At 49.1% G+C, this 21,573-nt stretch carries 13 protein-coding genes, 2 tRNA genes, 3 rRNA genes, 1 pseudogene and 1 other annotated feature; of the genes and pseudogenes, 8 read left to right on the top strand and 11 right to left on the bottom strand.

Annotated elements, in window-relative coordinates:
• Position 1 precedes the first annotated feature (1 nt).
• The 4 genes and pseudogenes from thrA to yjjY all read right to left on the bottom strand — a co-directional run.
• Positions 2-2,461 (bottom strand): bifunctional aspartate kinase/homoserine dehydrogenase I, encoded by a 2,460-nt coding sequence (gene thrA / locus U0008_RS17945; RefSeq protein WP_043495459.1) that lies wholly within the window; start codon positions 2,459-2,461, stop codon positions 2-4.
• A 25-nt stretch (positions 2,462-2,486) separates the two neighbouring features.
• Positions 2,487-2,610 (bottom strand) — a sequence feature (Thr leader region).
• Entirely contained in the window at positions 2,546-2,629 is an 84-nt protein-coding gene (gene thrL / locus U0008_RS22565) for a thr operon leader peptide (protein ID WP_071603088.1), read from the bottom strand. It overlaps the preceding feature by 65 nt.
• Before the next feature lie 241 nt (positions 2,630-2,870).
• Entirely contained in the window at positions 2,871-3,557 is a 687-nt protein-coding gene (locus U0008_RS17950; protein ID WP_025801392.1) for a tRNA/rRNA methyltransferase, read from the bottom strand.
• 415 nt (positions 3,558-3,972) lie between these two features.
• Positions 3,973-4,112 (bottom strand): annotated as a pseudogene (gene yjjY, locus U0008_RS17955) (YjjY family protein); the annotation flags it as partial.
• 121 nt (positions 4,113-4,233) lie between these two features.
• Here yjjY and arcA point away from each other — a divergent pair.
• Positions 4,234-4,950, top strand: coding sequence for a two-component system response regulator ArcA (arcA, locus tag U0008_RS17960; protein WP_004089205.1), 717 nt, complete (start codon positions 4,234-4,236; stop codon positions 4,948-4,950).
• Between the two features lie 158 nt (positions 4,951-5,108).
• Here the strand turns inward: arcA and U0008_RS17965 are convergent, their stop codons facing one another.
• Positions 5,109-6,224 carry a tRNA/rRNA methyltransferase gene (locus tag U0008_RS17965; protein ID WP_043495461.1) on the bottom strand — a complete coding sequence of 372 codons (1,116 nt, stop codon included), beginning with the start codon at positions 6,222-6,224 and terminating at the stop codon, positions 5,109-5,111.
• Positions 6,225-6,563: 339 nt separating this feature from the next.
• On the opposite strand from U0008_RS17965, the gene trxC reads away from it, so the two are divergent.
• The 4 genes from trxC to pssA all read left to right on the top strand — a co-directional run bounded on the left by trxC (position 6,564) and on the right by pssA (position 12,006).
• A complete protein-coding gene (trxC, locus tag U0008_RS17970; protein ID WP_043495462.1) occupies positions 6,564-6,995 on the top strand; it encodes a thioredoxin TrxC in 432 nt (143 codons plus the stop codon).
• A gap of 110 nt (positions 6,996-7,105) precedes the next feature.
• On the top strand, positions 7,106-7,798 hold the full coding sequence (locus U0008_RS17975) for a tRNA-uridine aminocarboxypropyltransferase (protein WP_043495463.1): 693 nt from the start codon (positions 7,106-7,108) through the stop codon (positions 7,796-7,798).
• A 44-nt stretch (positions 7,799-7,842) separates the two neighbouring features.
• Positions 7,843-10,503, top strand: coding sequence for a bifunctional acetate--CoA ligase family protein/GNAT family N-acetyltransferase (locus U0008_RS17980; RefSeq protein ID WP_043495466.1), 2,661 nt, complete (start codon positions 7,843-7,845; stop codon positions 10,501-10,503).
• A 147-nt stretch (positions 10,504-10,650) separates the two neighbouring features.
• Positions 10,651-12,006, top strand: a complete 1,356-nt coding sequence (gene pssA, locus U0008_RS17985) for a CDP-diacylglycerol--serine O-phosphatidyltransferase (protein ID WP_025801388.1) — start codon at positions 10,651-10,653, stop codon at positions 12,004-12,006.
• Between the two features lie 496 nt (positions 12,007-12,502).
• Here the strand turns inward: pssA and rrf are convergent.
• The 6 genes from rrf to gmhB all read right to left on the bottom strand — a co-directional run bounded on the left by rrf (position 12,503) and on the right by gmhB (position 18,776).
• A 5S ribosomal RNA gene (gene rrf / locus U0008_RS17990) occupies positions 12,503-12,618 on the bottom strand.
• A 120-nt stretch (positions 12,619-12,738) separates the two neighbouring features.
• Positions 12,739-15,646, bottom strand: a 23S ribosomal RNA gene (locus tag U0008_RS17995).
• A 249-nt stretch (positions 15,647-15,895) separates the two neighbouring features.
• Positions 15,896-15,971 (bottom strand) — tRNA-Ala (locus U0008_RS18000).
• A 131-nt stretch (positions 15,972-16,102) separates the two neighbouring features.
• Positions 16,103-16,179 (bottom strand) — tRNA-Ile (locus U0008_RS18005).
• Positions 16,180-16,252: 73 nt separating this feature from the next.
• Positions 16,253-17,795, bottom strand: a 16S ribosomal RNA gene (locus U0008_RS18010).
• Together the 16S, 23S and 5S rRNA genes with 2 tRNA genes alongside form the textbook arrangement of a ribosomal RNA operon.
• A 417-nt stretch (positions 17,796-18,212) precedes the next feature.
• Positions 18,213-18,776 carry a D-glycero-beta-D-manno-heptose 1,7-bisphosphate 7-phosphatase gene (gene gmhB / locus U0008_RS18015; protein WP_025801177.1) on the bottom strand — a complete coding sequence of 188 codons (564 nt, stop codon included), beginning with the start codon at positions 18,774-18,776 and terminating at the stop codon, positions 18,213-18,215.
• Between the two features lie 191 nt (positions 18,777-18,967).
• Here gmhB and metN point away from each other — a divergent pair, with 191 nt between their 5' ends.
• The 3 genes from metN to U0008_RS18030 all read left to right on the top strand — a co-directional run bounded on the left by metN (position 18,968) and on the right by U0008_RS18030 (position 21,569).
• Positions 18,968-19,999: a methionine ABC transporter ATP-binding protein MetN gene (gene metN, locus U0008_RS18020; protein WP_025801176.1), complete on the top strand. Its 1,032-nt coding sequence runs from the start codon at positions 18,968-18,970 to the stop codon at positions 19,997-19,999.
• On the top strand, positions 19,992-20,645 hold the full coding sequence (locus U0008_RS18025; protein ID WP_025801175.1) for a methionine ABC transporter permease MetI: 654 nt from the start codon (positions 19,992-19,994) through the stop codon (positions 20,643-20,645). The genes metN and U0008_RS18025 overlap by 8 nt, the downstream gene beginning before the upstream one ends.
• A gap of 108 nt (positions 20,646-20,753) precedes the next feature.
• Positions 20,754-21,569, top strand: coding sequence for a MetQ/NlpA family lipoprotein (locus U0008_RS18030; RefSeq protein ID WP_025801174.1), 816 nt, complete (start codon positions 20,754-20,756; stop codon positions 21,567-21,569).
• Positions 21,570-21,573 lie beyond the last annotated feature (4 nt).

Consider the following 21,573-nt stretch of genomic DNA (forward strand, 5'->3'; position numbering starts at 1 on the left):
ATTAAACTCCCAACTTCCATGACAAGGTGCGCAGTAAATCTGCAAACACACCGGCTGCGGTGACGTCGTTACCTGCACCATAGCCGCGCAGAACTAACGGAATTGGCTGGTAATAACGGCTGTAAAACGCCAACGCGTTCTCACCGTTCTTCACTTTATAAAGCGGATCGTTACCATCGGCTTCAACAATCTTGACCTGACAGCGACCGTCGACAATTTGTCCAACGTAGCGCAATACCGCGCCATTCTCACGTGCTTTAGCCACGCGTGCCGCAAACAGATCGTCTAACTGAGGTAAACGCGCCAAGAATGATGCGGTATCGCCACTGGCGTCGAAATCAGCAGGCAACACGGACTCCACGTCGATATCATCCAGTTCCATTACATGACCCGCTTCGCGAGCCAAAATCAGAAGCTTGCGCGCTACATCCATACCCGACAGATCGTCACGTGGATCGGGCTCGGTATAGCCCAATTTTTTAGCTTCCAGCGTAGCGGCAGATAACGACATCCCTTCTTCAAGCTTGCCAAAAATAAACGACAGAGAGCCCGACAAAATCCCCGAGAACTGAACCAGTTCATCACCCGCGCTCAGCAAATTCTGCAAGTTTTCGATAACCGGCAGCCCCGCGCCTACGTTGGTGTCGTAGAGGAATTTACGGCGTGACCCTGCGGCAGCCTGACGCAGTTGATGGTAGTAGTTCATTGAACCGGTGTTGGCTTTTTTGTTTGGCGTCACGACGTGGAAACCATTACTGAGGAAATCAGCGTACTGATCGGCAACGGCCTGACTCGACGTGCAATCCACAATCACCGGGTTCAGCAGATGGTATTCGTTCACTAAACGAATCAGGCGGCCAAGATTAAACGGCTCTTTGGCATCAGCCAATTCATCCTGCCAGCGAGCAAGATCGATACCGTGCACATTGGTTAATAGCGCGCGGGAGTTTGCAATGCCGCAAACGCGTAAATCGATATGTTTGTTCTTCAGCCATGACTGTTGGCGGTGGATCTGCTCTAACAAAGCCCCACCCACGCCACCAGAGCCAATCACAAAGACTTCGATAACCTGATCGGTATTGAACAACATCTGATGGCTAACGCGCACGGCGGTAGTGGCTGAATCATTGCTGACAACAACGGAAATCGAGCGTTCGGAAGAGCCCTGCGCAATCGCAATAATATTGATATTCGCGCGCGCCAAAGCTGAGAAGAATTTTGCTGAGATACCGCGCATGGTGCGCATACCATCGCCAACCACAGAGATAATCGCTAAGTGCTCGGTCACATCCAACGCTTCCAACAGGCCGTCTTTTAGCTCCAGATAGAACTCTTCATTCAACGCCCGCTGTGCGCGATCCAGCTCGCCCTGCGGGATACAGAAGCTGATGCTGTATTCCGAAGAGGATTGCGTGATCAGTACCACCGAAATACCGCTGCGTGACATAACGGCAAATACGCGCGCCGCCATGCCGACCATGCCTTTCATCCCCGGGCCTGAAACGTTAATCATCGCCATATTGTTCAGGTTAGTGATCCCTTTCACTGGCAGGCCGTCCGAACCACTTTCACGTCCAATAAGCGTTCCCGGCGCTTGAGGGTTGGCGGTATTTTTGATGAGGCAGGGAATTTGGAACTGGGCGATGGGAGAGATGGTGCGAGGGTGAAGAACTTTGGCGCCAAAATACGAAAGCTCCATGGCTTCCTGATACGACATCGACTTAAGCAATCTGGCATCGGGCACAGTGCGTGGGTCGCAGGTATAAACGCCGTCTACGTCAGTCCAGATTTCACAACAATCTGCACGTAAGCAGGCGGCCAGTACAGCAGCAGAGTAATCAGAACCATTGCGGCCTAACACCACCAGTTCGCCTTTGTCGTTACCCGCGGTGAACCCCGCCATCAGTACCATATGATCGGCTGGAATCGGATCAGCGGCGATACGTCGAGTCGACTCCGCAATATCAACGGTTGATTCAAGATAACCGCCATGAGCCAAGAGTTTTTCAACCGGATTAATGACGGTTACGCCATAGCCACGCGCTTTGAGCAACTCAGCCATAATGGCAATCGAGAGCTTTTCACCGCGACAAATCATTGCCGCATTCACGCTGTCGGGGCATTGCCCTAACAAAGAGATGCCATGAAGTACCTGTTTGATTTGAGCAAACTCAGCGTCAACCACCTGCTTCAGACGCCCCGCGTCAAAACCGGTTTGGGCCTGCTGCAAACCCGTCAGCAAATCAGTAAAGATAGCCTCAGCGTCGCTGATATTTGGCAGTATCTCTTGCCCTGCAATGGTTTTCTCAACCATCGCGACCAGATGGTTGGTGATTTTTGCCGGCGCAGACAGCACGGTCGCAACCTGCCCCTGTTGGGCATTATTTTCTAATATGTCAGCAACGCGCAGAAACCTATCTGCATTCGCCACTGAGGTACCACCAAATTTCAGCACTCGCATTTGTCACACTCTCCCGAATTAGGCTTAAAAAAAAGCCCGCACTGTTTAGGTGCGGGCTTTTTTCTTTCTCTTTTTCTGTACGCGTCAGCCCGCCCCGTTACATGTCGTATCGGTGGTGGTAATAATTGTTGTGGTGTTCAGGCTGTAGTTATGAAAACTAATACGCATCTCTGTCTGTCCAATAAATTCTTGTGTCTGCCCTATATTGGTTAAAGCAAAGGCAAAACTAAGTCAACGAAATTCTGTTTTTAACCGGCAACATTTCGATAACCTCGACAGCATAAAAACCTATAGAAAAATAGCACATCAGCAAAAGTGCGCTGAATCACACTTTTCTTACACGTTATCTAAGAGAAATTTATCCGCCTTTGCCGAGCAATCGTCGTTTTCAGCTTTTTTCTTCGACAGGCTATTTTTTCAGCATTTTTTCGATGTCATGCAGCAAGGTGTGGAGCATAGAAGTATCACGTTTAGCGAGCAATCCAAGGCGCTGATCGAGCCAATCGGTAAGCTTTTGATCATCGGCAACATCGAGCGTTCCTAACAGACGGTGTACTCGTTGGCGTAGTGCCACCAGCTGATTCTCTTCAGCCAGCGCTTCTGGCTCCACATTGTTCTGAACTAATGACGATAGCTGATAGCAGAAGACCATTACGGCCTGCCCCAAGTTGAGCGAAGGATAATCGGCCACCATTGGCACACCGGTGAGAATATCCGCCAAGGCTAACTCTTCATTTGAAAGCCCTGACTCTTCACGCCCAAAGACCAACGCACAGCTGGATGTCCAACTCTGCTTTTCATGCAAGATATTGGTGAGCTCGGATGGCGAGCAGTAATAGTGAAATCTGGCACGGCTTCTTGCCGTAGTGGCAACCGTGAAATCCACATCAGCCAATGCGGCTTCTAGCGTGTCGAAATGCTGGGCATTATCCAGAATATCAGCGGAACCGTGAGCAACCCAGCGAGCAGCGGGCTCTAGGTATGCTTGGCTATCAACAATTCTTAGTGAAGAAAATCCCATGGTTTTCATCGCTCTTGCCGCAGCGCCAATATTTTCAGGTCTGGCTGGAGCAACCAGTACGATATGAATTTGCATAGAAATGCCCGATTTTTAACAATTAATAATAAACAGGTGCACACTTTATCCTGCTCGCAAGGGTTTTTCCATTAGCTATAAAGTTACATTTATTTAACAAAAGTACGGACTTTTCTATTAGATAAAAAAGGAAAAAGGCATTTTAGTCAAAAAACATTCAAAGACTAAGCTATTTGTCACTAATTCAATAAATTCATTCTTATAATCAATTAATTAAATTTTCCATAAATATAGAATAAAGTTCGGCTCGGATATGAGATTTTCCCGAGCTTAATCAGGAACAAACTCACTTAACTTCATTATCCAGCTCACAGACTTGTAAGTGTTTTTCACAAATCTGTTAACGTGCTACAATTGGATTTGATATATGTCAACAAAGCGTAGTTTTGTTGGATGGCAATTGCGGTGTGTGCTGTTATATTGCTGTTAATAGGGTTAGGATGTGCGCCGCTTTTGGCACCACCGGGGCTGTAGGGAGTAACATCCCCTGACCAACCTAGCGATGTTGTTGACGTTGATGGAAAGTGCATCAAGAACGAGTTTACGTACCTTAGTCTATTGAATCTCTATGTTGTTACATCATCGAAACAGCCACACTCTCGATTTGATGTTTTAGGAATCAAGACTACTGTACTTCCCTATTTCTATTTTGTTGGCAATTTTAGGTAGCAAACACATGCAGACCCCGCACATTCTTATCGTCGAGGACGAACTCGTCACTCGAAACACACTTAAAAGTATTTTTGAGGCGGAAGGTTATATCGTTCATGAAGCCAATGATGGCGCAGAAATGCACCAGATCCTGTCTGAATTCGACATCAATCTGGTTATCATGGATATCAACCTGCCTGGTAAAAATGGCCTGTTGTTGGCTCGCGAGCTGCGTGAACAAGCAAATGTAGCGCTGATGTTCCTGACCGGCCGCGACAATGAAGTGGATAAAATCCTTGGGCTGGAAATCGGCGCCGATGATTACATCACCAAGCCATTCAACCCACGTGAGCTGACCATTCGTGCTCGCAACCTGCTGTCCCGCACCATGAACCTCGGTGGCGGCACAGAAGAGCGTAAATTGGTTGAGAGCTATCGCTTCAACGGTTGGGAGCTGGACATCAATAGCCGCTCACTGGTGAGCCCTAACGGCGAACAGTACAAGCTACCACGCAGCGAATTCCGCGCCATGCTGCACTTCTGCGAAAACCCGGGCAAAATTCAGTCCCGTGCAGAACTGCTGAAGAAAATGACTGGCCGTGAGCTGAAACCACATGACCGCACCGTTGACGTGACAATCCGTCGTATCCGTAAGCACTTTGAGTCTACGCCAGATACCCCGGAAATCATCGCGACCATCCACGGTGAAGGCTATCGTTTCTGTGGCGATCTGGAAGAGTAATCTTTCCTTCGCATGCATATAGACAAAAAGGCCGGATTATCCGGCCTTTTGCTTATCTATCGTTTGACGATTTTATTTATTCGCAAATGACAGGCACAAAAAAGCGGGGCTAGCCCCGCTTTCTCATACAGCCTGAAGTATGGCTGGCATCCAACGCATTACGCGTTTTGACGCCACCATTCTGCCAGTAAAATACCGGTAGCAACGGAAACGTTTAGGCTTTCCACCTGACCCGTACCGCCGATAGAAAGGCTTAAATCACCTTGCTGCATCACGGTTTCAGACAGACCATCGCGCTCCTGCCCCAATACCAACACCATTTTCTTCGGCAATGAAGCCTTAGTCAGCGGCGTCGTACCTTTATGGCTGGACGTTGTCACGATGGTGTAACCTGCGCGGCGGAACTCATCCAGCGCACCGTCAAAACCATCCGCATCAATCGCCTGAATATGCTCAGCGCCGCCTTCAGCGGTACGCACTGCGGCACCGGACTCCAGCATAGAAGCATCCTGCACCATCAAACCTTTCACGCCAAAGTGCGCACAGGTACGCATGATGCCGCCGAGGTTATGTGGGTTACCTACATCTTCCAGCGCCAAAACACAGTCGGTGTCGGCGGCTGTTTTCAAATAAGTGCGGGCATCGAGGCCATTACGCTTTTTGATCAGGAAGCAAACGCCACCGTGATGTTCGGTGCCTGAGGCTTTCGTCAGCTCTTCATCATCAACCACGTGGTAGGCTTTACGGTTTGCCGCCATCCAGCGCAGCGCTTCGCGGAAGCGTGGCGTTACGGACTGAACAAACCATGCACGGACAATGGCATCAGGACGGCTGGCAAACAGCGCCTGACAGGCATTCTCACCGTAAACACGAGTTTCTTCAGCACGCTGACGACGCAGTTGCTCAGGATCGATAAAGCTCTTACCAGCGATACCGCCATGATCTGGCTTATCTTCTTCATTTGGAGCACGAGATACCGTTTTCCAAGGCGAACGATCATAAGGGCCTTCATTACGCCCTTCGCTACGACCTTCACTGCGGCTCGCACCAGCAGGACGGCGAGAGCGATCGTTTTCCTGGCTACGGCCTTGGCCACCACGGCGATCGTTGCGACGGTCTCCATCCTGAGCACTACGGCCCTGACGACCACCTCGTTCGCCTTGACGCCCTTTACCTTCCGGACGTGATTTTTGGTCACGGTCTTTGTTGTCGTCCTCGCTGCGGACGTACATCACTTTGACCTTGCCATTTTTGCCATTAAAAGAATCGTTCATTGCTATCTCCACCAACGCGCAGGGCGCGAAGATTACCTGATGTGTGACCACTAAGCTATACCCAAAATAATTCGAGTTGCAGGAAGGCGGCAAGAGAAAGTGTCCCGATGAGCTTACACAGATAAGTGATTCGGGTCATTAGGCGCAGCCAACACACATGCAGCTTGAAATATGACGGGTATATAAACTTCAACAAAAGCTGATATCTATTATAACCATTGAAGAAACCTGATTGTGATTAATATCCCCATACACGATAATGCTTAACATAATTTAAACATTAACGTTGCTTTTACCGTGAAAAAGCGCGGATTCTTTATCCCAATACCGAGGTTGCCCATGAATACCGTTTGTCCATCCTGCCAAACTACCAATCGTTTACCGGAAGAGCGCATCGAGGATCAGGCTAAATGCGGTCGCTGCGGTCATGAGTTGTTCGACGGCGAGGTCATTAATGCGACTTCAGCCACGCTGGATAAAATCCTGCAAGACGAACAACCGGTGTTAATTGATTTTTGGGCACCATGGTGCGGCCCATGCCAAAGTTTTGCGCCTATCTTTGAAGACGTTGCAGAAGAACGCACAGGGCAGATCCGCTGCGTGAAGGTCAATACCGAGGCAGAGCCGGAACTTAGCGCACGTTTCCGCATTCGCAGCATTCCAACCATTATGCTTTACCAAAACGGTCAGCTAGTAGACATGTTAAGCGGCGCAATGCCAAAGGCATCTTTCGATAGTTGGCTGAATGAACAGCTTGCTGCTAAGGCATAATCCCGATTCTAAGCCCAGCGCGACGCTGGGCTTTTCTTTTTTCCCTTTCGCCGCTGTACCCTATCCGTCTGCTTGTTTAAAATAGCGCTTTTGCCTCATCAGAGAAGTCGATGTCCCCTAACGCCGTATTGCGCCTGCGTGAGCTACGCCTTGCTAAAGCGACCAAACCCTTCCTCACTCGCGGAGGACGCGTAACGCGCTGCCAGCGTTGCTTACTCCCTGAAACTCGCTGCCTGTGCGACACCATTTATACCCAATCGGCTAAAAGTCGCTTTTGTCTGATGATGTATGATACCGAGCCGATGAAGCCTAGCAACACGGGGCGTTTGATTGCCGATATATTGCCTGAAACAGCGGCTTTTCAATGGGCCAGAACCGAAGTTGATCCAGAACTACTGGCGCTATTAAACGATCCTAACTATCAGCCTTATGTAGTCTTCCCTGGATCTTATGCGCCTGAACGTGCTGTATCAGACTTACCGCAAGACAGCTTAGCTAAGCCGCCGTTATTCATCATGCTCGACGGCACCTGGCGTGAAGCGACAAAGATGTTCCGCAAGAGCCCTTATCTCGACAAGTTTCCCGTGTTTTCTTTAGAAACTAAGCTTGAGAGTGACTATACACTGCGAGAATCAGCCCGTGACGAGCAGCACTGCACCGCTGAAGTTGCTGCTGCGCTATTAGATATCGCAGGCGATCACGAAGCCGCTCAAGGGCTACAACAGCACTTTAGCTATTTTCGCCGTCAATATTTGCTAGGCAAGCCTCATCACCGTGAAGAGGTCGCTGCAGAAAATATCTAGAGGCATTAGACTCAGGCTATCTACTTCGGCAAGGAGTTTTAGCTATGAGTCAGCGCAGTCTGGAATCGTTGTTACGTCCGAAGTCTATCGCCGTGATTGGTGCATCAAATAAAGTTGGCCGTAATGGCCACTTAATGATGCAGAACCTGCTTAAAGGAGGATTTTCTGGGCCCATTATGCCCGTGACGCCTCGTTATCAAGCCGTGTGCGGCGTACTGGCCTACGCTGACATCGAATCCCTACCCTTCGCCCCAGACCTGGCAATCCTGTGCGTCAACGCGCAGCGCAACCTAGAAATAATCGCCGCATTAGGTGATAAAGGCTGCCGAGCGGCCATTGTGCTCTCATCGCCAAGCGCCCAATCTGCCGAGTTAAAAGCCTGTGCCCAACGGCATAACGTGCGTTTATTAGGGCCAAACAGCTTGGGCCTTTTAGCCCCGTGGCAAAAAATAAACGCCAGCTTTTCACCGGTGCCGATTCTTCCCGGCAAGCTGGCCTTTATTTCTCAATCGGCAGCCGTTTCAAACACGATTTTAGATTGGGCTCAACAACGAGAAATAGGCTTTTCTCTCTTTATCGCCTTAGGTGACAGCCTTGATATTGACGTGGATGATCTTTTAGATTTTCTCGCTCGAGACAGCAAGACCAGCGCAATCCTGATCTACCTAGAACATCTGCATGATGCGCGACGCTTTCTGTCAGCCGCACGCAGCGCATCAAGAAACAAACCCATACTGGTCATCAAGAGTGGCCGCAGTCCACAGGCCCAGCAGTTGCTCAACAGCGTACAAGGGCTAGATGTAGCCTATGATGCCGCAATCCAACGCGCAGGCCTGCTACGCGTGCAAGATACGCATGAGCTTTTCTCTGCGGTAGAAACGCTCAGCCATATGCATCCATTGCGAGGAGAGAAAATCCTGATCATCAGCAATGGTGCGGCACCTGCTGCCATGTCGGTGGATGAGCTGCTGCGGCGTAATGGAAAGCTCGCCACACTGGATGAAGACACCCTCACCGCGTTACGCAGTAAGATGCCGGATGATGTGTACCTACAGAATCCTATCGATCTGCGCGATGATGCGACGCCAGCCCGCTATCAATCCGCCATCAACATTTTACTTGATAGCCACAGTTATGATGCGATGCTGATTATCCATGCACCGAGCGCAGCGGCACCAGCGACCACAACGGCCGAAATGGTTATTCAAACGCTAAAACAGCATCAGCGGGGCAAACGTATTTCAGTGCTCACTAACTGGAGCGGCGAATATTCATCGCAAGAAGCGCGCAGGTTATTTAGCGAAGCGGGTATTCCGACTTATAGAACGCCTGAAGGTGCGATTACTGCCTTCATGCATATGGTTGAATATCGACGTAACCAGCGCCAACTGATGGAAACACCGGCGTTACCAGCTGACCTCATCGCAAACACCACTCAGGCTCACGACCTCATTCAGCAAGCACTTAAAGAAGAGATCTACCACCTTGATACGCACGAAGTCAGATCGATTTTATCCAGCTATGGCTTACAAACATTGCCAACATGGATTGCCAACGACAGCACCGAGGCCGTGCATATCGCAGAGCAGGTTGGCTATCCGGTTGCATTAAAACTGCGTTCACCTGATATCCCGCATAAATCGGATGTACAGGGGGTGATGCTCTATCTGCGTAATGCAAACGAGGTTGAACAAGCGGCGAATGCTATCATTGATCGGGTGAAGCACTCATTCCCACAGGCGCGCATTCACGGCCTGTTAGTTCAAAGCATGGCCAACCGAGCAGGTGCTCAAGAGTTACGAGTGTTAGTCGAACAAGACCCCGTATTTGGGCCATTAATTATGCTTGGTGAAGGCGGAGGGGCTTGGAACCCAGACCACGATGCTGCCGTTGCCTTACCTCCGCTGAATATGACCTTAGCGCGATATCTGATTATGCAGGCAATCAAAGGCGGTAAAATTCGTAGCCGAAGTCCTTTGCAGCCACTTAATATTGACGGGCTTAGCCAGTTGCTGGTGCAGGTTTCCGATCTCATTGTCGACTGCCCAGAGATAAGTCGGCTAGATATCCACCCGGTTCTGGCCTCTGCTGAAGATTTCACGCTGTTGGACGTGTCACTCCAGCTCACCCCGTTCTCCGGTTTAGCCGAAAATAGGCTCGCCATACGCCCATACCCTCAGCACCTTGAAGAACAAGTGACATTGCGAAACGGAGTGGCTTGCTTGCTGCGCCCTATCCTCCCTGAAGATGAACCCTTACTACAGCAGTTCATTCAGAAAGTGACCAAAGAGGATTTGTACTATCGTTACTTCAGCGAGATCAATGAATTTACGCATGAAGACCTCGCGAAAATGACTCAAATTGATTACGACCGCGAAATGGCTTTCGTGGCCGTTATCCAAGAACAAGGTAAAGATTCAATTGTAGGGGTAACGCGTGCGCTATCCGATCCAGACAATCTCGAAGCCGAATTTGCCGTATTGGTTCGCTCAGACAGTAACGGTTTAGGGCTTGGAAAGACGCTGTTGGGTAAGTTGATCGCTTATTCAACTCAGCATGGGCTTGAAAGGCTGGTTGGAATTACGATGCCAAACAATCAGGGAATGATTGGACTCGCTAAAAAACTGGGGTTTAAGGTCGATATTCAAATTGAAGACGGCATCGTCAATTTATGCTTGCCGTTGAACAATTCATTGCCGGTTTAAACGCAATTTTGCTGAGAGGATGGCGACAAATCGAGGCAAAACATACGCAATAGATGGAAAGTAGTGTTATTATCGCCCGATTCCATAGGCTAATATAACTGTATGTAGCGTTTTGCTACACAATGATGAGAGAAGAAGCGCACTGTGATGTTGTCTAAATTTAAACGAACGAAACATCAACAACACCTTGCACAACTGCCAAAACTTCCCCAGACAGTTGAGGATGTTCAGACGCTGTTTACGCCAGAGGCTTTTCGCCTGGCGTTAATTGACGCGATTTCTAACGCCTCTCGCCGTATCTACATCACGGCGCTGTATCTGGAAAACGATGACGGCGGACGCGATGTCCTCAATGCCTTGTATAGCGCAAAGCAGCAGCATCCAGATTTAGAAATCTACGTTCTCGTCGATTGGCATCGTGCACAACGTGGACGTATTGGCGCCGCGGCGACAAATACAAACGCCGATTGGTACTGCGCTATGGCCGATCAGCATCCTGGTGTATCCGTTCCCGTCTACGGCGTTCCGGTTAATACTCGTGAAGCGCTGGGCGTTTTGCATCTTAAAGGCTTTATTGTTGATGACCGAGTGATTTACAGCGGCGCAAGTCTGAACGATGTATACCTACATCGCCACGATAAGTATCGTTATGACCGCTATCACTTCATCCAGAACAGCCGCTTAGCTGATACCATGTCAGCTTATATTCAAAATAAGCTCCTGACCGATCCCGCGGTTCAACGACTCGATCGTGACGATCGCCCTAAAAGTCCTGAAATCCGTAATGAAACACGCCAGTTCCGCCACGGTTTACGCAGCTGTGGTTATGATGTTGCGGCAATCGCTGGCAACGATGAATTGGCAGTGACACCATTAGCAGGGCTAGGTAAACATAGCGTTCTGAATAAAACGATTCATCACCTAATGTGCAGCACTGAAGAAAAAGTCACGCTGTGCACACCTTATTTCAACATGCCGGCATTGTTGGTGCGTAATATTATTTATTTATTACGCCAAGGGAAACAGGTTGAAATTATTGTCGGTGATAAAAAGGCAAATGACTTCTATATTCCTGAAGATGAACCGTTCAAGATTATTGGTGCATTGCCTTATCTTTATGAAATAAATCTTCGTCGTTTCATGAGCCGCTTACAACGTTTCGTCGACAATGGTCAACTGACCGTTCGTCTATGGAAAGATGAAGACAACACTTATCATTTAAAAGGCATGTGGATTGATGATCAATGGCAGCTGATTACAGGGAATAACCTGAATCCGCGCGCTTGGCGTCTCGATCTTGAGAACGCAATACTTATCCACGATCCTAAGCATCAGCTGCATGAGCAACGTCAGAAAGAGTTGGAATGCATCCGTACTAATACCCACGTTGTTCGTAGCTATCTTGAGCTTGAAACTATTCAGCAATATCCTCTGAAAGTCCGTAAGCTGATAAGAAGACTACGCAGAATTCGTATTGATAGACTAATAAGCAGAATTCTTTAATAAGACAAGAACCTCCTTCAGGGAGGTTTTTTTATATCTAAAATAACCTAACTTATTCTGTGATAAATACCATCAGCCTAATCATTAATACGGCCTTCAATAAATTATACGCTATTGAAGGCTCTAACTTTCTATTGTTAGTCTATAAGCAGCTTAGTCTCTAATTGGTCTAGGAGGTAGCACAAAAATAATGATAATAGATAGATGCTGCATCGCAGAAATACATTTCATGTATTCGAATTCAAATTCCCCATAGCAAAAAACCCCAGTCTTTCGACTGAGGTTCTTTCGATGACGTTTGACCGTTCCCTACAATACTCGTCTCATCCTGAGACTCGCCCTTCGGGCCAACGCTCCGCGTTGTTCAAAATCGTTCCCGACGATTTTGTCGCATGATACGCCCCTGCGGGCCGTTCCATGCTCAAGTCGGCAATTATCAAATTATATAAAGCAAAAAACCCCAGCCTTTCGACTGAGGTTCTTTACTTTATTTAAAGCCTGGCAGTTCCCTACTCTCGCATGGGGAGACCCCACACTACCATCGGCGCTACGGCGTTTCACTTCTGAGTTCGGCATGGGGTCAGGTGGGACCACCGCGCTATCGCCGCCAGGCATATTCTGTTAATTAACCCGTGCTCCGTATTTCTACAGCTCACCAGCTAATCCAATCTGTTCACAAGCTTACTCTTTGTGTTTTCGCGTCTCTGCGTCTTAAAACACCTTCGGTGTTGTAAGGTTAAGCCTCACGGATCATTAGTACTGGTTAGCTCAACGTATCGCTACGCTTACACACCCAGCCTATCAACGTCTTAGTCTTAAACGTTCCTTTAGGAGACTCAAGGTCTCAGGGAAGACTCATCTCGAGGCAAGTTTCGCGCTTAGATGCTTTCAGCGCTTATCTTTTCCGCATTTAGCTACCGGGCAATGCCATTGGCATGACAACCCGAACACCAGTGATGCGTCCACTCCGGTCCTCTCGTACTAGGAGCAGCCCCTCTCAATCTTCCAACGCCCACGGCAGATAGGGACCGAGCTGTCTCACGACGTTCTAAACCCAGCTCGCGTACCACTTTAAATGGCGAACAGCCATACCCTTGGGACCTACTTCAGCCCCAGGATGTGATGAGCCGACATCGAGGTGCCAAACACCGCCGTCGATATGAACTCTTGGGCGGTATCAGCCTGTTATCCCCGGAGTACCTTTTATCCGTTGAGCGATGGCCCTTCCATTCAGAACCACCGGATCACTATGACCTACTTTCGTACCTGCTCGAGCCGTCACTCTCGCAGTCAAGCTAGCTTATGCCATTGCACTAACCTCACGATGTCCGACCGTGATTAGCTAACCTTCGTGCTCCTCCGTTACTCTTTAGGAGGAGACCGCCCCAGTCAAACTACCCACCAGACACTGTCCTCAATCCCGATTAGGGACCGGAGTTAGAACATCAAACATTAAAGGGTGGTATTTCAAGGTTGGCTCCACGCAGACTGGCGTCCACGCTTCAAAGCCTCCCACCTATCCTACACATCAAGGCTCAATGTTCAGTGTCAAGCTATAGTAAAGGTTCACGGGGTCTTTCCGTCTTGCCGCGGGTACACTGCATCTTCACAGCGAGTTCAATTTCACTGAGTCTCGGGTGGAGACAGCCTGGCCATCATTACGCCATTCGTGCAGGTCGGAACTTACCCGACAAGGAATTTCGCTACCTTAGGACCGTTATAGTTACGGCCGCCGTTTACTGGGGCTTCGATCAAGAGCTTCGCCTTGCGGCTGACCCCATCAATTAACCTTCCAGCACCGGGCAGGCGTCACACCGTATACGTCCACTTTCGTGTTTGCACAGTGCTGTGTTTTTATTAAACAGTTGCAGCCAGCTGGTATCTTCGACTGGCTTCAGCTCCATCCGCAAGGGACTTCACCTACGCGCCAGCGTGCCTTCTCCCGAAGTTACGGCACCATTTTGCCTAGTTCCTTCACCCGAGTTCTCTCAAGCGCCTTGGTATTCTCTACCTGACCACCTGTGTCGGTTTGGGGTACGATTCAATGTTACCTAGAGCTTAGAGGCTTTTCCTGGAAGCTTGGCATCAACTACTTCATCACCGTAGTGACTCGTCATCACGCCTCAGGGTTAATAAAAGCGCGGATTTACCAACGCTTTCCCCCTACACGCTTAAACCGGGACAACCGTCGCCCGGATAGCCTAGCCTTCTCCGTCCCCCCTTCGCAGTAACACCGAGTACAGGAATATTAACCTGTTTCCCATCGACTACGCCTTTCGGCCTCGCCTTAGGGGTCGACTCACCCTGCCCCGATTAACGTTGGACAGGAACCCTTGGTCTTCCGGCGAGCGGGTTTTTCACCCGCTTTATCGTTACTTATGTCAGCATTCGCACTTCTGATACCTCCAGCAACCCTCACGAGCCACCTTCAACGGCTTACAGAACGCTCCCCTACCCAACAACACAATGTGTCGCTGCCGCAGCTTCGGTGCATAGTTTAGCCCCGTTACATCTTCCGCGCAGGCCGACTCGACCAGTGAGCTATTACGCTTTCTTTAAATGATGGCTGCTTCTAAGCCAACATCCTGGCTGTCTATGCCTTCCCACATCGTTTCCCACTTAACTATGACTTTGGGACCTTAGCTGGCGGTCTGGGTTGTTTCCCTCTTCACGACGGACGTTAGCACCCGCCGTGTGTCTCCCGTGATAACATTCTTCGGTATTCGTAGTTTGCATCGAGTTGGTAAGTCGGGATGACCCCCTAGTCGAAACAGTGCTCTACCCCCGAAGATGAGTTCACGAGGCGCTACCTAAATAGCTTTCGGGGAGAACCAGCTATCTCCCGGTTTGATTGGCCTTTCACCCCCAGCCACAAGTCATCCGCTAATTTTTCAACATTAGTCGGTTCGGTCCTCCAGTTAGTGTTACCCAACCTTCAACCTGCCCATGGCTAGATCACCGGGTTTCGGGTCTATACCTTGCAACTTGACGCCCAGTTAAGACTCGGTTTCCCTACGGCTCCCCTATTCGGTTAACCTTGCTACAAAATATAAGTCGCTGACCCATTATACAAAAGGTACGCAGTCACCCCATAAAAGAGGCTCCCACTGCTTGTACGTACACGGTTTCAGGTTCTATTTCACTCCCCTCGCCGGGGTTCTTTTCGCCTTTCCCTCACGGTACTGGTTCACTATCGGTCAGTCAGGAGTATTTAGCCTTGGAGGATGGTCCCCCCATATTCAGACAGGATGTCACGTGTCCCGCCCTACTCATCGAACTCACAACGTATGCATTTTCAAGTACGGGGCTATCACCCTGTATCGCCGGACTTTCCAGACCGTTCCTCTGACACATACGCTGATTAAGGTTCTGGGCTGCTCCCCGTTCGCTCGCCGCTACTAGGGGAATCTCGGTTGATTTCTTTTCCTCAGGGTACTTAGATGTTTCAGTTCCCCTGGTTCGCTTCGTTAAGCTATGTATTCACTTAACGATAGTGCAACGAATTGCACTGGGTTTCCCCATTCGGAAATCGTCGGTTATAACGCTTCATATCAGCTTACCGACGCTTATCGCAGATTAGCACGTCCTTCATCGCCTCTGACTGCCTAGGCATCCACCGTGTACGCTTAGTCACTTAACCTCACAACCCGAAGGTGTCTCTTAGTGAACGCGGTTACGAACCGGTTCAAGACAGCATTCAAGATTGCAAAAAATTGAGAGACTGCTTAATACAAACTGTGTCAGTGTGTCTCACAGTTGCTTAAGCTTTCAAATTTCAGCTTGTTCCAGATTGTTAAAGAGCAAAATACTTCGCAGCATACTGTTTCCAATACACTCTGAAGTATGTTTTTGAGACTGAATACTTATTATTTATCGCAAACAAAAGTAATGGTGGAGCTATGCGGGATCGAACCGCAGACCTCCTGCGTGCAAGGCAGGCGCTCTCCCAGCTGAGCTATAACCCCATACAGTCAACAGTTTACCTTTATACATTACCACTCATAGAAGAGTTTAATTCTTTCTCAGACAAGGCGGAGTCATGCGAAGTTTGCTATTGCAAACGATACGTGACGACAACGCAGTATGAGTAAGAATTTGGTAGGCCTGAGTGGACTTGAACCACCGACCTCACCCTTATCAGGGGTGCGCTCTAACCACCTGAGCTACAAGCCTATATAAAGGTATTCTGCTCGTTATTCTTCATCAGACAATCTGTGTGGACACTGCACTTAACGCTATCTTTAGGTAAGGAGGTGATCCAACCGCAGGTTCCCCTACGGTTACCTTGTTACGACTTCACCCCAGTCATGAATCACAAAGTGGTAAGCGCCCTCCCGAAGGTTAAGCTACCTACTTCTTTTGCAACCCACTCCCATGGTGTGACGGGCGGTGTGTACAAGGCCCGGGAACGTATTCACCGTAGCATTCTGATCTACGATTACTAGCGATTCCGACTTCATGGAGTCGAGTTGCAGACTCCAATCCGGACTACGACATACTTTATGAGGTCCGCTTGCTCTCGCGAGTTCGCTTCTCTTTGTATATGCCATTGTAGCACGTGTGTAGCCCTACTCGTAAGGGCCATGATGACTTGACGTCATCCCCACCTTCCTCCGGTTTATCACCGGCAGTCTCCTTTGAGTTCCCGCCATTACGCGCTGGCAACAAAGGATAAGGGTTGCGCTCGTTGCGGGACTTAACCCAACATTTCACAACACGAGCTGACGACAGCCATGCAGCACCTGTCTCAGAGTTCCCGAAGGCACTAAAGCATCTCTGCTAAATTCTCTGGATGTCAAGAGTAGGTAAGGTTCTTCGCGTTGCATCGAATTAAACCACATGCTCCACCGCTTGTGCGGGCCCCCGTCAATTCATTTGAGTTTTAACCTTGCGGCCGTACTCCCCAGGCGGTCGACTTAACGCGTTAGCTCCGGAAGCCACGCCTCAAGGGCACAACCTCCAAGTCGACATCGTTTACAGCGTGGACTACCAGGGTATCTAATCCTGTTTGCTCCCCACGCTTTCGCACCTGAGCGTCAGTCTTTGTCCAGGGGGCCGCCTTCGCCACCGGTATTCCTCCAGATCTCTACGCATTTCACCGCTACACCTGGAATTCTACCCCCCTCTACAAGACTCTAGCTGACCAGTTTCAAATGCAGTTCCCAAGTTAAGCTCGGGGATTTCACATCTGACTTAATCAACCGCCTGCGTGCGCTTTACGCCCAGTAATTCCGATTAACGCTTGCACCCTCCGTATTACCGCGGCTGCTGGCACGGAGTTAGCCGGTGCTTCTTCTGCGAGTAACGTCAATCATTGCGGTTATTAACCACAATGCCTTCCTCCTCGCTGAAAGTACTTTACAACCCGAAGGCCTTCTTCATACACGCGGCATGGCTGCATCAGGCTTGCGCCCATTGTGCAATATTCCCCACTGCTGCCTCCCGTAGGAGTCTGGACCGTGTCTCAGTTCCAGTGTGGCTGGTCATCCTCTCAGACCAGCTAGAGATCGTCGCCTAGGTGAGCCATTACCCCACCTACTAGCTAATCCCATCTGGGCACATCTGATGGCGTGAGGCCCGAAGGTCCCCCACTTTGGTCCGAAGACATCATGCGGTATTAGCTACCGTTTCCAGTAGTTATCCCCCTCCATCAGGCAGTTTCCCAGACATTACTCACCCGTCCGCCGCTCGTCACCCAGAGAGCAAGCTCTCTTGTGCTACCGCTCGACTTGCATGTGTTAGGCCTGCCGCCAGCGTTCAATCTGAGCCATGATCAAACTCTTCAATTAAAAGCTTGATTTGCTTCAACAAGTGAAGCGATGCTCGAAAATTAACTTTCGTAATAATTCAACTAAATGAATTACTGCTTGGTCACTCTTCAAGACTTTAATATTTTATCGTCCGAGGACGTTAGATATTGTCTTGTGAGTGCCCACACAGATTGTCTGATAAATTGTTAAAGAGCAGTGAGTTAGGAGACTAAGCTTGCTAACTCGAGGTGGCGTATAATACGCTTTCCTCTTTCAGAGTCAACCCTAAATTTCAGGATTTTTTCTCTTGCGATTTCTTATCGAAACCGCCGATACGGTGTGAAGTGATTCACATGTTCCGTGTCGATGGAGGCGCATTATAGGGAGTTCTCGCGGGCTGACAACCCCTAATTACACTTTTTTTTCTGTTTGGCTTATTTTCAGCCATTTAGTGCACTAAACCCGCTGTTTTATCGCTTTTGGCAAGTCAGCAAGGCTCTTAATCACTAAATCCGCCTTGGCCTCAGCTTCTGGTGTAACCGGTTTGCCGGTACGAACCAATACTTTAGTTCCCACGCTAGCGGCTTCACCCGCCAACAGGTCTTCGATTTTGTCACCTACTATATAAGAAGCGCTCATATCAATGTTGAGTTCTTCTTTAGCGGATAGCAGCATACCTGGCTGCGGCTTGCGGCAATCACATACCTGACGGAATTCTTCTACCGTTCCCTCAGGGTGATGCGGACAATAGTAGACGCCATCCAAATCAACGCCGCGATCGGCCAAAGACCAATCCATCCATTCGGTGAGATGCATAAACTGATCTTCGGTAAACATACCGCGAGCAATACCGGATTGGTTCGTGACCAATACTAAGGCATACCCCATTTCTTTCAGCTTAGCCATGGCATCAATGACACCATCTATAAACTGGAAATTATCGCTTTCATGAACATATCCGTGATCGACGTTAATCGTACCATCACGATCTAAAAAAATTGCGGGAACAAGCTGGGCCACAGATATTCACTCCTTATGGCGTTAGATGCCGCTCAGTATCGCACGATTTACATGAAAGGGAGAGTCTCTAGCGCACTCGACACTTGTTGACTTAGACGTCTAGACGCCTTAACATCCAGTTTAATACTTTGGGCTTTCCCAAAGTTTGCTTTTTATCTGCCACGGGCAACACCAAAAGTAAAAATATAAAAATGATTAAACTTACAAATATCACCAAGGTTTTTCAGCAGGGTCAGCGCCAGATTAAAGCGCTGTCTGACGTGTCATTACACGTCCCTGCCGGGCAAATTTATGGCGTCATCGGTTCATCCGGTGCCGGTAAAAGTACACTGATTCGTTGCGTAAACCTGCTCGAACGCCCGACCAGCGGTACCGTTTTGGTTGGCGATCAGGACATGACAGCGCTTTCCGAAAGCGCACTGACTAAAGCGCGCCGTCAGATCGGCATGATCTTTCAGCACTTTAACTTACTCTCATCGCGTACTGTTGCAGGGAACATCGCTCTGCCGCTGGAGTTAGATAACACGCCGCGGAGCGAAATCACGCGTCGCGTCAGCGAACTATTAGATCTGGTCGGGCTTAGCGATAAACGAGATGCCTATCCCGCGAATCTGTCTGGCGGGCAGAAACAGCGCGTGGCGATTGCCCGTGCATTAGCGAGCAACCCAAAAGTCCTGCTGTGTGATGAAGCCACCAGCGCACTTGATCCTGCAACCACGCGCTCTATTCTGGAACTGCTGAAAGACATTAACCGCCGTTTGGGGCTGACAATTCTTCTGATCACTCACGAAATGGACGTCGTAAAGCGTATTTGCGATCAGGTGGCCGTGATTAGCGATGGCCAGCTGATTGAGCAAGGCACCGTTGGCGAAGTGTTCTCTCACCCGAAAACACCTCTCGCGCAGCAGTTCATTCATTCCACACTGCATTTAGATATTCCAGACGATTTTGCTGCACGCATGACGCCAGATCGTAAACCTGATACGCAACCGCTGTTGCGCCTTGAATTTACCGGCCAGTCCGTCGACGCGCCGTTAATCTCTCAGGCCGTTCGTCGTTTTAATGTCGATATCAGTATTTTAAGTTCTCAAATGGATTATGCCGGCGGCGTTAAATTTGGCGTGATGTTAGCTGAGCTGCACGGTGATGACGCGGATGCGTTATCCGCAATCGAATTTTTCAAGAATCATCAGGTAAAAGTAGAGGTACTGGGTTATGTCTGAGGCAATGATGTGGTTAATGGGCCGAGGCATTTGGGAAACCGTCGTCATGACCTTTGTATCCGGCTTCTTTGGTTTTGTTATTGGTCTTCCCGTCGGCGTGCTTCTCTATATAACGCGTCCGGGGCAAATTTGGGAAAACGCCAAGCTGTATAACCTGCTTTCGGCACTGGTTAACATCTTCCGTTCCATACCGTTCATTATTCTCTTGGTATGGATGATTCCTTTTACCCGCGTCATCGTAGGTACGTCTATCGGTTTGCAGGCAGCATTAGTGCCGTTGACCGTCGGCGCAGCACCGTTTATTGCTCGTATGGTTGAAAACGCGCTATTGGAAATCCCAACAGGGCTGATTGAAGCGTCACGAGCCATGGGTGCAACGCCAATGCAAATCATCAACAAGATCTTATTACCGGAAGCACTTCCAGGCTTGGTCAATGCGGCAACCATCACATTGATTACCTTAGTGGGCTACTCTGCAATGGGCGGCGCAGTAGGCGCTGGCGGTCTAGGACAGATTGGTTATCAGTACGGTTATATCGGATATAACGCAACCGTGATGAATACGGTATTAGTATTGTTAGTGATTTTAGTGTATCTGATCCAGTTTAGTGGCGATCGCATTGTTAAAGCGGTTAGCCGCAAATAAAGCAGTCTAATAATAAAAACGGCGCTTGCTATGGTGCGCCACCCGATGTTTCAAAAACAACGTCTCAACAACAATGTCTCAAGAACAAGTCAAAAGAAGGATAAGGGTATGTCATTAAAGTTTAAGTCGATTGCTGTCGTTGGCGCACTTCTGGGTTCTCTGGCGCTGGCGGGCTGTGGTCAGGAAGAAAAAGATCCAAACCATATTAAAGTGGGCGTTATTGTCGGGGCAGAGCAGCAGGTTGCCGAAGTTGCGCAGAAAGTTGCTAAAGACAAATACGGTCTGGACGTTGAGCTAGTCACATTTAACGACTATGTACTGCCTAACGAAGCATTGAGCAAAGGCGATATTGATGCGAATGCTTTCCAGCATAAACCTTATCTGGATCAGCAGATCAAAGATCGTGGCTACAAACTGGTTCCAGTCGGCAGCACCTTCGTCTACCCAATTGCAGGCTATTCGAAGAAAATCAAATCTCTGAGCGAACTGCAAGATGGCTCTCAGGTTGCTTTACCAAACGACCCAACTAACCTTGGCCGTTCACTGTTACTGCTGCAAAAAGTGGGTCTGATTAAACTGAAAGACGGCATTGGCTTGCTGCCAACTGTGTTGGACGTGACCGAGAACCCGAAAAAACTGAAACTGGTTGAGCTGGAAGCACCACAATTGCCACGTTCACTGGACGATGCGCAAATTGCCCTGGCGGTTATCAACACCACCTATGCAAGCCAAATTGGCCTGACTCCAGCCAAAGACGGTATCTTCGTTGAAGATAAAGATTCTCCATACGTAAACCTGATCGTAGCTCGTGAAGACAATAAAGATGCAGAGAACGTGAAGAAATTCGTTCAGGCTTATCAATCTGACGAAGTTTACAACGCTGCCAATAAAATCTTTAACGGTGGTGCAGTTAAAGGCTGGTAATTGC

Origin of the sequence: Hafnia alvei, from assembly GCF_034424155.1 — a bacterium.
GTDB classification, from domain to species: domain Bacteria; phylum Pseudomonadota; class Gammaproteobacteria; order Enterobacterales; family Enterobacteriaceae; genus Hafnia; species Hafnia alvei.

Excerpts from the sequence above, each read along its gene's own strand:
- thrL (WP_071603088.1), bottom strand. The coding sequence starts at position 2,629 with ATGCGTATTAGTTTTCATAACTACAGCCTGAACACCACAACAATTATT.
- U0008_RS17980 (WP_043495466.1), top strand. The coding sequence starts at position 7,843 with ATGAGTCAGCGCAGTCTGGAATCGTTGTTACGTCCGAAGTCTATCGCC.
- U0008_RS17975 (WP_043495463.1), top strand. The coding sequence starts at position 7,106 with ATGTCCCCTAACGCCGTATTGCGCCTGCGTGAGCTACGCCTTGCTAAA.
- U0008_RS17950 (WP_025801392.1), bottom strand. The coding sequence starts at position 3,557 with ATGCAAATTCATATCGTACTGGTTGCTCCAGCCAGACCTGAAAATATT.
- arcA (WP_004089205.1), top strand. The coding sequence starts at position 4,234 with ATGCAGACCCCGCACATTCTTATCGTCGAGGACGAACTCGTCACTCGA.
- metN (WP_025801176.1), top strand. The coding sequence starts at position 18,968 with ATGATTAAACTTACAAATATCACCAAGGTTTTTCAGCAGGGTCAGCGC.
- U0008_RS17965 (WP_043495461.1), bottom strand. The coding sequence starts at position 6,224 with ATGAACGATTCTTTTAATGGCAAAAATGGCAAGGTCAAAGTGATGTAC.
- pssA (WP_025801388.1), top strand. The coding sequence starts at position 10,651 with ATGTTGTCTAAATTTAAACGAACGAAACATCAACAACACCTTGCACAA.
- trxC (WP_043495462.1), top strand. The coding sequence starts at position 6,564 with ATGAATACCGTTTGTCCATCCTGCCAAACTACCAATCGTTTACCGGAA.
- U0008_RS18025 (WP_025801175.1), top strand. The coding sequence starts at position 19,992 with ATGTCTGAGGCAATGATGTGGTTAATGGGCCGAGGCATTTGGGAAACC.
- U0008_RS18030 (WP_025801174.1), top strand. The coding sequence starts at position 20,754 with ATGTCATTAAAGTTTAAGTCGATTGCTGTCGTTGGCGCACTTCTGGGT.
- thrA (WP_043495459.1), bottom strand. The coding sequence starts at position 2,461 with ATGCGAGTGCTGAAATTTGGTGGTACCTCAGTGGCGAATGCAGATAGG.